Below are 9677 nucleotides of genomic sequence, written 5' to 3'. Positions count from 1 at the left end.
GGGCTGTCGATAAGCCACCGTCACCGTGCGGGCCCGCTTGCTGACACAACTGTAATCGGGGGCACAAAGCGGTAGGTTCATCAACTCGAACAGGGGGGCGAGTCGTCCCTGTGTTGCTCGCAGAGTGAGGTTGAAAACCCCCTTGAGCATCAGGAAGGTGCAGATGGTCTGGTCAGTGTAGAGTTGGCTGTGGCCCCCATGATGGCCGTGGTGAAACCAGTTGTTCATAGCCTCGGCATCAACCCAGAAGGTGAGTGAACCACGGTTAACCAATGATTTGTTGTATTGAGGCCAGTTGGTGATGGGGTGAAGCGATGTGCCCATGATGCAGACTTGAAGAGGATGGTGGTGATCAGATCACCGAGTCCTCAGTTAGTTCCATTCAAGCTGCATCTATTTGGGAAACAACGCCCCACTACACGTAAAGAAGACACCTGTTAGAAGCCGGTGTCAGGTGATAACTAGAACTGTACACATCACAACATATTTACATAAAATATTTCCTACTATCATTTATAATATCATGATGATTCCCTTTAATATGGACTTTATAACTTAACGTGTACATCCTATTAAAAATTAATCCGTAACCATCTGAAGCATTCGCCAATATCCGTCGCCAAATAATCCTCTTAGCAAGATGAACACGATTTACTCTGCTACAAAAATAAAAGACAGTACAGTACAGTGCCTTGTTCCTTCGAAGTCTGGGCAAACAGTGAACGAACTTGCTCCTGCAACAGTATTGGTTACATCAACACTAGCTATTCCTTCAGCATTGGTTTTTGCTTTCGATGTACTGAATACAGCTGTTGGACTGCCATTATTAAAGTATACATCCATTCCAGGCAAAATAACATTTGTGTTAGTATCTCTCACTTCCACTGTCAGGGTCTGTTTGTCGACCCCGTTAGCGACTACAGTTCCATTTTGGGGGTAATAAATAAACCGTGAAGATTTAGGCCGTGGTAGCGAAAAGCTAACAGAGCCTGAAAGTTGTTTTTGATTAGCTATAGCCTTTAAGGTAACTGTCTCTACAAGCATATTGCTAACAGTTACTGAAGCTTTACCATTTGTATCTGTAATGCCTGAAAGCGTACTCAAGCTTGCCGCGCCGGTTTTTTGAAATGTTACGGGAACCCCAGAAATAGGATTGCCATTTGCGTCGACAACGGCGGCATTCCAATCTATCGACTCAATATTTTTAGCAACAGCTTTGGAGTTACCGCTGAAAGACTTTAACGTCGCCGTAGCTATATCTCCAATAAATCGCGTCTCTGCACTAATATGTTGACTATTGTGAGTGGCCGTTACCGTAACAGTTTCTGCCTTGGTGCTGGTCAGGGTAATAATGACCTGCCCCTGCGCATCGGTCATCCCGGTCTGGGCACTCAATACCGCACTGCCGGTGGTGGCAAAGCTCACTTCGGCATTGGGTACGGGATTGCCCTCGGCATCGGTCACGGTTGCGGTAACATCGTTGCTTGCCACGCCATTCGCCACAGCATTGGTGGTCGCCACCAGGGCAGAGACGGTCGCGGTGCTGCTATCAGCCACAAAGCGAGCGTCTGCGGTCATGCTTTGACCCGCGTGGGTCGCGGTCACGGTCACGGTTTCTGCCTTGGTGCTGGTCAGGGTAATGACTACCTGGCCCTGCGCATCGGTCATCCCGGTCTGGGCACTCAATACCGCACTGCCGGTGGTAGCAAAGCTCACTTCGGCGTTGGCAATCGGGTTACCGGTTGCATCGGTCACGGTTGCCGTCACGCTGCTGCTCGCTACGCCATTCGCCACGACATCGGTGGTCGCCACCAGGGCAGAGACGGTCGCGGTGGCTGCATCGGCAACAAACTGCGAATCAATGCCTTTCATTATAAAATCCAGCGCAACTAGTACATTAACTACTTCAGCCTTGGTATTTGTCATTGTGACAATGGCTTTACCTTCCTCATTCGTAATTGCCTTTGTGGCACTCAATTCACCTGTGGGGCTCTCCTCGTAGAAGTTTATTTCAACACCCGGTATCGGATTACCATTATGATCAATGACTAAAGCACTCAATGTGTTCGTAGCAACGCCGTTAGCAAGAGCATTATTTACTGTCGCGCTCACCGTCGATAGCACTGGGTTTGAAGCGTCGGCCACAAAGCGTGAGTCGGCGGTCATGTTTTGACCCGCGTGGGTCGCGGTCACGGTCACGGTTTCAGCCTTGGTGCTGGTCAGAGTAATAACAACCTGGCCCTGCGCATCGGTCATCCCGGTTTGGGCACTCAATACCGCACTGCCGGTGGTGGCAAAGCTCACTTCGGCATTGGGTACGGGATTGCCCTCGGTATCGGTGACTGTCGCTGTCACCTGATTGGGGCTGCTACCATCGGCAGGCGCTTCAGAAGTCACGATGAGAGTAGACAGCGTTGTTTGAGATACCTTATCCCCATGATTCAATGTAAGGTGAACTTTGCCACTTGTTGCACCACTAGGACCTCGGGCGGAGATGCTCAATACGGGCGATTTAGCGCCAATGCTCGTGTTACTCGGGGTTATTTTGAGTGCGTTGACCCATATAGTCTCCGCATTACGCGCAACATTGCGTAATTGGCCTTCAAGTTGCTCTATAACATATCCTTCAACTGGAGCAATCATCACCTCGCTGGGTTTTACGATAACTTGAGCTGATGGCTCACTCTCAATCTCACGTGCCAAGATAAACTCAACCACAGTGCCTTCCTTTTGGACCGACACTTCAGCCTCTTGCTGGTCGATAGAGTCTGCCTCGTGGCCTTCAGAGATAACCTTCAGCCGATTGACCAGCATCTGCGGATTGACCCTAACTACTACCGGGATTGAGCCTGATTGGTAAGTCCGACCCCGATCATCGGTGACGGTCAGGTACAGAGTGAATGTCTGTTGGGTTGATACCTCAAGTGGCAAGGTCGGCAAGGTCAGCATGGACTGCTCAGTGTTGAGCTCTGATAATGCAGCTTGCAACAACGAGTCTGGGGATGACCAACGCTTAGCAACTATCTGCCCGCCAGAGATGACAACACTCGGGTTGAGTCGAACTTGCTCGCCACTCATCCCCTCTATCGCAGCATGCTCAATGCTAACAACACGCTCCTTCTCTTTATATTCCAGGACAATATTGTTGTTACGTTCGACCAGATCGTAACGCATGCCTTGCAATTGACGAGAGAGCGCAACGTTGGCAGGGTTGAGCTGTTCATCCAGAGAGGCCCCCAGTGCCCACTCAAAGCCAACATTGGCTTGCGTATCACTTTGAGCGCCTTTTATCACACGATGCTCAAGCCCGAGTTTTATGAGTGGCACCGGTTGCCATTCCAACCCGACGGTCCCTGCATAGGGGTTACGCTCAAGCTGATTATTGCCAGCTAGATCGACCTTATCTCCAAAATATTGCTCAACCTTGGCGGACAGCCCCAAATGAGGGTAGTTAGGGAGGTAGTAAGTGGCATTAAGATCTACGCCACGAGCTGCCCGTTCGAGGTGGTCAACAAAGTCTGGTGAACTTTTCCAATCACTTAGCGGGTTATAGACGTTTGCGGAGAGTTTCAGGTAATCAGCCCAAGCCTCTGCCCCCAGACCGATCCGGGTGTGATGGCGGAGGATGTCGTAATCCCAGAACGCATTATATCCTAACATCCAGGAATCATAGAAGTGACGCTGGCCGATCCCAATATTAACAATAGTACGTTCCGTATTATCATTATGTCTCCCACCGGCTTGGACAAACATTAACTGCTCAGGGGTCTCGAACAGAGGAGCCAGTAAATCAGCAGAATATTCTCGCAGCCCGAATTGTTCATCAAAAGCCAGCGCGACTTCAGCGGTACCAACACCACCCAGCAGTTTTTTTACCTGGTCATTGGCTTCTTTCTGAAATGTGGCTTGCACTTGTTGCTTGAGATAAGCCGTTTCTTGCTGCATGAAAGAGCTTTCAGCGCTATTCAAACGGTTAGCACTATATCTGGTATCGCCGACCTTTTCATCATGCAGACCATAAGCTTGCCCTAAACGCGCGCCTTGTTGAGCGATAAATAACTCAGTCTTATTATTGTCTGCGACTAATCTTGAATCAGGATTAGAAACATTAATAAAAGGTTGATTAGTATTAGGCTCTTCTGGTTGAAAAGGCACAGCTAATAACTGCCCGACAACAAGCTTATTTGGATTGCCATTTGTTTCTTCGCGCCAAGCAGGATTTAACTTTTGCAAGGTAGCAACATCGATACCATGTGACATAGCGATGGAATGCGCTGTATCACCGATGGATATCTGATAAAGACGTAAATTTGGAGTGTTTTTAATATTTTCGAACGCCATCAATGTCGGGCTGACTGTTGACAGCGAATAAAAAAATATTAGCGCTTTCGCGCCTAAGTTTTTTGTGTAAACAGCACACATTTTTTCTTACCTGTATCTCTTAATACTGTCAGGGTGACTCTTTATTATTTAATAGCGCCAAAGCATTTAGATGTGGATTAATTAACAGTAAAAAGTATTTAAATGTGGATTAATTGTACATTTTAAGGGGGGGGGGTGGTAATAATAAAATAATAAATGATAGCTCTGCTATCAAACCACGGCCTTCCCAGCTCAAGTTATGGCTAAATGCATGTTTCTTTATGATTTTCTCTGTCTTGCACGAAAAATCGTTACCACAGATATAAAAATGACCCACTAACGCCGGAATATGGTTAACCTATCTGGGCCAAGATCTTGGTTTTTGAGGCATCGCCATGTTAGCCAATTAGTTATCATTGGAAATTCAGCGTGTTAGCTTGTCAAGGCATGAGAAATCAGGGGCGTTGTTTCCCAAATCGATGCAGTTTGAAGGGAGCTTACCGAGGACTCGGTGATCTGATCACTACCATCCTCTTCAAATCTGCATCATGGGCACGTCGCTTCACCCCATTACCAACTGGCCTACATACAACAAGTCTTTGATTAACCGTGGTTCACTCACCTTCTGGGTTGATGCCGAGGCCATGAACAACTGGTTCCATCACGACCATCATGGGCGGCGGGGCCGCAGCCAGCTCTACACCGACCAGACCATTTGTACCTTCCTGATGCTCAACTCTCTGTTCGAGTTGATGAATGTGCCGCTGTGCGCACCGGACTATAGCTGTGTCAGCAAGCGCGCTCGCACGGTGAAAGTGTCCTATCGACAACTCGCCAAGAGGCGTATCACCGACTTGGTCATCGACTCAACCGGGCTGAAGGTCTTTGGTGAAGGCGAATGGAAGGTCAGAAAACACGGCGCCGAGAAACGGCGAGTCTGGCGCAAGTTGCATCTGGCGGTAGACCCGGCAACCCACGATATCGTGGCGGCGGAAGTCTCGCTGGAAAATGTCCATGATGCAGAGGTGTTACCGACCTTGCTCCATCCACTGCGGCGCAAGCTGGGACGTGTTTATGCGGATGGCGCCTATGACAACAAAGCCAGCCATCAGCTTATCTTGCGTAAAGGGGCGACAGCTTGTATCCCGCCTCGCAAGAACGCTGGGCTATGGGAAAAGGGACATCCAAGAAATGAGGCTGTGCTGGTAATACGCAAGGAAGGGCTGGCGCACTGGAAGAAGATATCGGGGTATCACCGTCGCTCGCTGGCAGAGACGGCAATGTATCGGTTCAAGCAGTTGCTGGCGGGGAAAATCAGTCTACGTAACTACAACGGCCAAGTGGGAGAGGTAATGGCGTATGTCAGCGCCATAAACAAGCTGAATACTCTGGGCATGCCTGTCAGAGAGCCCCGAGTGTAACGGTCACTTGGGGCTGGGTAGTTGCTGCTTGATAGTTGATTTGGGAAACAGCGCCCATTGCTGCCCATCGTTCGATATGGATTAGGTGGTTTGCATTATTCTCCAGTGTTTTTTCCGCACCATACAGGTGTGTCAGTGTGAACTCACATAGCCTCGGGATGGGGAGTCCTCTCTGATCAACGATTAGATACTTACGTTCATTGTACTGCTTCATGTTGACGGTTCTGAGCTTCACTGCATCATTCCTTTACACTTTTAGACACCTATTCCTAATGTATACTCCGAGCTTTCAGAATGAGTAATCTTTACATGTTTAGAAATGAAAAAACCCCGAATAATCGGGGTCTCTAGGCATTTCACTTTACAATTTTCTTTACGTTTTGAAAAAAACCGTCCTAGAACGGGATATCGTCGTCGAAATCCATCGGCGGCTCGTTATATACCGGCGGCGCAGATTGCGGCTGCTGGGCAGGACGGCCATAACCGCCTTGCGGCTGCATGTTCTGCTGCGGAGCCGGTGCCGAGCGCTGCTGATTCATCGGCTGCTGGGCAGGCATGCTCTGCTGCGGCTGACCCCAGTTACCCTGGGATTGGCCACCCATGTTCTGGCCCATACCCTGGCCGCCTTGCGGACGACCACCCAGCATCTGCATCACGCCAGTGAAGCTGTCGACCAGCACTTCAGTGGTGTAGCGCTCCTGGCCGCTCTGATCCTGCCATTTGCGGGTCTGCAGTTTGCCTTCCACATAGACCTGGGAGCCCTTCTTCAGGTACTCGCCAGCCACTTCGGCCAGCTTGCCCATGAAGACGACGCGGTGCCATTCGGTACGCTCTTTCTGCTCACCGGTCTGCTTGTCGCGCCAGGTTTCGGAGGTAGCCAGAGTAATGTTGGTCACAGCACCGCCACTCGGCATGTAGCGTACTTCCGGGTCTTGCCCGAGGTTACCGATCAGAATGACTTTATTGATGCCTCGACTGGCCATAATCTCTCTTCCACCTTATTTACCGGCCAGGTCGAAACCTGGTCCAACACGACTAGATACCTGATTAGTTGCTGTGTGCGGGGCACAATGTCCCGCAGACGCATGTGGCGGTCATAGTAACAGTTGCGAAGCGGATTGGCAGCATCCTTAACCTGCTTGATGTGCCAAAGGTAACTGTTGGCTCCTGCTGCAGTGATGGTCGGGTTGCAGTTGTTTTGGGCGCGTCCGGCATCACATTTCTGCCATATATTCCTGTTATGCTGGCCGATTGGCGAATTGGAATAGGTTTTTAAATCGACTAAAAACATATGGTTACGATATTTATGAGATCCATTCTCATACTTTTTTAATATTGTGCTCCCATACCTCCTTGGTAGACTCAGTCGGCCAGATTAGGTGGTTTACAGGTTCAAGGAAGAGCACACAATGAAAGCCGCATGCCCGATCGCACTGGTCACTGAAGATAATGTGCAGGCCAGCACATTTGCTGCATACCTCATCTCTCATTTGAGCCGTCCCGTCCAGCTCATCCACGAGATTAATCAGCTAGATAACCAGTGTGACGGCACGCTGTTTCTCATCGATCTCGACTATATCCGCTCTGGCCAGTCACTGGGCTGGAACCGGGCGATCTCCGAACGCTTTGGCATGGCGCCCACCGTGCTGCTCAATGCTCCCACTGCGACGGATCGCGACCTGCTGCTGATGTGGCCGCAGATCTGCGGTCTGTTTTTCCGTCAGGATCCGCTCGACCGGCTGGTTGCCGGGTTGCAGAAAATCCTGTTGGGCGAGTACTGGATGCCGCGCCACCTGCTGTGCGAGCTGGTCGAATACTATCGCCAGGGCAATAGCTACCTGCTGCGTAACGACACCCTGCTGACAGCCAGAGAGCAGGAGATCATCCGTTATCTGATGACGGGCGCCTCCAATGTCGAGATCGCCGACAGCCTGTTTGTCAGCGAGCATACCGTCAAATCCCACCTCTATAACGTCTTTAAAAAGCTGAATGTGAAGAACCGGATCCAGGCGGTGAGCTGGGCCAAAGAGTATCTCGATGCTCCGGACTCCCACTGATGAAAGCGCTCTCTGTGGCGTGTTGCCTTGCGCTGCTTTGGGGCTGCACGACCGTTGTGGCGGCCGAGGCTGATACACCGCTGGAGTCGGTGCAGCCGGAGCAGGAGAGTGATCGGCTGGATGTGGATGGTCTGGTACTGGATCGCACTTTTACCCGCTTCGGTCAGGGCTTTTATAACGAATTTACCCGGTTGCGCAGTGATGAAGACCCGGATGCCAGAGAAAATCTGACGATTCATGAGCGCCCGACTGCTCGCTGGGGCAGCCTGATCTGGATCACTCATAACCGGAAGGTGATTTTTAAAACCGCACTCTCTCCCGGCCGTAATCAGCAGGAGCAGAGCGCCAAACTGGCTTGGTCACAGGTCAGGCAGACCCTCGAACAGCAGAAGATCGCGACCCTGTTCATGGATACCTTCGATTTGGAACATGATGAACTATAAGGATATTTCTCATGCGTGCCCGGTTATGGCTAGTTGCTGCACTGATAGCGCCAACGCTCCATGCGTCGGAGCTTGTCTATCGCCCCGTCAACCCCAGCTTTGGGGGTAACCCTCTCAACAGCAGTCATCTGCTTGGCACCGCCAATGCGCAGAATGATTACAAGGATCCCGCCAGTGGCAGCGGTAGCAGCGGCACCTCGGCGCTGGATCGCCTGACCTCCAATCTGCAATCCCGCCTGATCAGCCAACTGCTGGCCGATATCGGCAAGGATGGCAGCCAGAGCGGCAGTCTGGTGACCGATGATTTTGCCATCAATGTGGTGGATGAAGATGGCACCCTGGTGGTTTCGATCACCGACCGGGTGACCAACCAGACCACCATGATCGAAGTGAATGGCCTGATTGCCGACTGAGGGCGCGATGAAACGACAACTGTTATTGATAGTGCCCCTGCTTGCGCTGGCTGGCTGTGCGACCCATATCGGCTCGCCCGTTGCCGATGAGAAGGCAACCCTGATGCCGCGATCCGTCTCTTACAAGGAGCTGATCAGTCTGCCCAAGCCAAAAGGGAAAATTGTCGCGGCCGTCTACGATTTTCGTGATCAGACCGGTCAGTACCTGCCTGCACCGGCGTCCAACTTTTCCACGGCGGTCACTCAGGGCGGGGTGGCCATGCTGAGCACGGCTTTGTGGGATTCTCAATGGTTTGTACCGCTGGAGCGGGAAGGGCTGCAGAACCTGCTGACCGAGCGCAAGATTGTGCGGGCGGCCCAGAACAAGCCCAACGTTCCCGGCAACAATGCCAATCAACTGCCCTCGCTGGTCGCTGCCAACATCCTGATCGAGGGGGGGATCGTCGCCTATGACAGCAATGTGCGAACCGGTGGGGCGGGGGCCAAGTATTTTGGCATCGGCGCCAGCGGGGAGTACCGGGTCGATCAGGTGACGGTCAATCTGCGCGCCGTCGATATCCGTTCAGGCCGGATCCTGAACAGTGTCACCACCTCCAAGACAGTACTGTCGCAACAGGTGCAGGCCGGGGTATTCCGTTTCGTCGAGTACAAGCGCCTGCTGGAAGCCGAGGCCGGTTTCAGCACCAATGAGCCGGTACAGATGTGTGTCATGTCGGCTATCGAGTCAGGGGTGATCCGGCTGATAGCCAATGGTGTGCGGGACAATCTGTGGCAACTGGCCGACCAGCGGGATATCGACAATCCGATCCTGCAGGAGTACCTGCAAGACAATGCTCCGCTGCTTTGAGTTTTCCCGCTCGCGCAATGCCCTCCCAGGTGGAGGGCATTTTTTTGGCTCTGTCCCAATTACGTGTTGAAAGGCTAATCTTGAAGTAGGCCATCACCTTGAGGTCTACCATCATGGATACCCCAGCCTTTCAA

The 9677-nt window shown here is 51.5% G+C and carries 8 protein-coding genes; 5 read left to right on the top strand and 3 right to left on the bottom strand.

Annotated features, from left to right (window positions below; genetic code table 11):
- Positions 1-324: transposase (locus AB5Y85_RS02030; RefSeq protein WP_368221093.1), on the bottom strand; the 324-nt coding region annotated here is incomplete at its 3' end.
- A gap of 327 nt (positions 325-651) precedes the next feature.
- Positions 652-4422 carry an Ig-like domain-containing protein gene (locus AB5Y85_RS02025; protein WP_368221092.1) on the bottom strand — a complete coding sequence of 1257 codons (3771 nt, stop codon included), beginning with the start codon at positions 4420-4422 and terminating at the stop codon, positions 652-654.
- Between the two features lie 488 nt (positions 4423-4910).
- Between AB5Y85_RS02025 and AB5Y85_RS02020 the strand changes: the two genes are divergently transcribed.
- Positions 4911-5783, top strand: coding sequence for an IS5 family transposase (locus tag AB5Y85_RS02020; protein ID WP_368221091.1), 873 nt, complete (start codon positions 4911-4913; stop codon positions 5781-5783).
- Between the two features lie 395 nt (positions 5784-6178).
- On the opposite strand, the gene AB5Y85_RS02015 is transcribed toward AB5Y85_RS02020, so the two are convergent.
- Positions 6179-6766, bottom strand: coding sequence for a single-stranded DNA-binding protein (locus tag AB5Y85_RS02015; RefSeq protein WP_047440186.1), 588 nt, complete (start codon positions 6764-6766; stop codon positions 6179-6181).
- 426 nt (positions 6767-7192) lie between these two features.
- Between AB5Y85_RS02015 and AB5Y85_RS02010 the strand changes: the two genes are divergently transcribed.
- From AB5Y85_RS02010 to AB5Y85_RS01995, 4 genes are read left to right on the top strand one after another with little or no spacing between them, the layout of a single operon-like run.
- Complete coding sequence (locus AB5Y85_RS02010) at positions 7193-7840, top strand: LuxR C-terminal-related transcriptional regulator (RefSeq protein ID WP_224969374.1); 648 nt, start codon at positions 7193-7195, stop codon at positions 7838-7840.
- Entirely contained in the window at positions 7840-8283 is a 444-nt protein-coding gene (locus AB5Y85_RS02005; RefSeq protein WP_005355005.1) for a curli production assembly/transport protein CsgE, read from the top strand. Before AB5Y85_RS02010 ends, AB5Y85_RS02005 begins: the two co-directional genes overlap by 1 nt.
- Before the next feature lie 11 nt (positions 8284-8294).
- Positions 8295-8696: a curli assembly protein CsgF gene (locus AB5Y85_RS02000; protein ID WP_019445195.1), complete on the top strand. Its 402-nt coding sequence runs from the start codon at positions 8295-8297 to the stop codon at positions 8694-8696.
- A gap of 7 nt (positions 8697-8703) precedes the next feature.
- Positions 8704-9543 (top strand): CsgG/HfaB family protein, encoded by an 840-nt coding sequence (locus AB5Y85_RS01995; RefSeq protein WP_005355003.1) that lies wholly within the window; start codon positions 8704-8706, stop codon positions 9541-9543.
- The last annotated feature ends 134 nt before the right edge of the window (positions 9544-9677 follow it).

Source organism: Aeromonas sp. R3-1, assembly GCF_040908345.1.
In the GTDB taxonomy this organism is placed as follows: Bacteria; Pseudomonadota; Gammaproteobacteria; order Enterobacterales; family Aeromonadaceae; genus Aeromonas; species Aeromonas veronii.
Note: the sequence above shows the minus strand (reverse complement) of the source record. Positions and strands in the feature narration are given on the sequence as shown.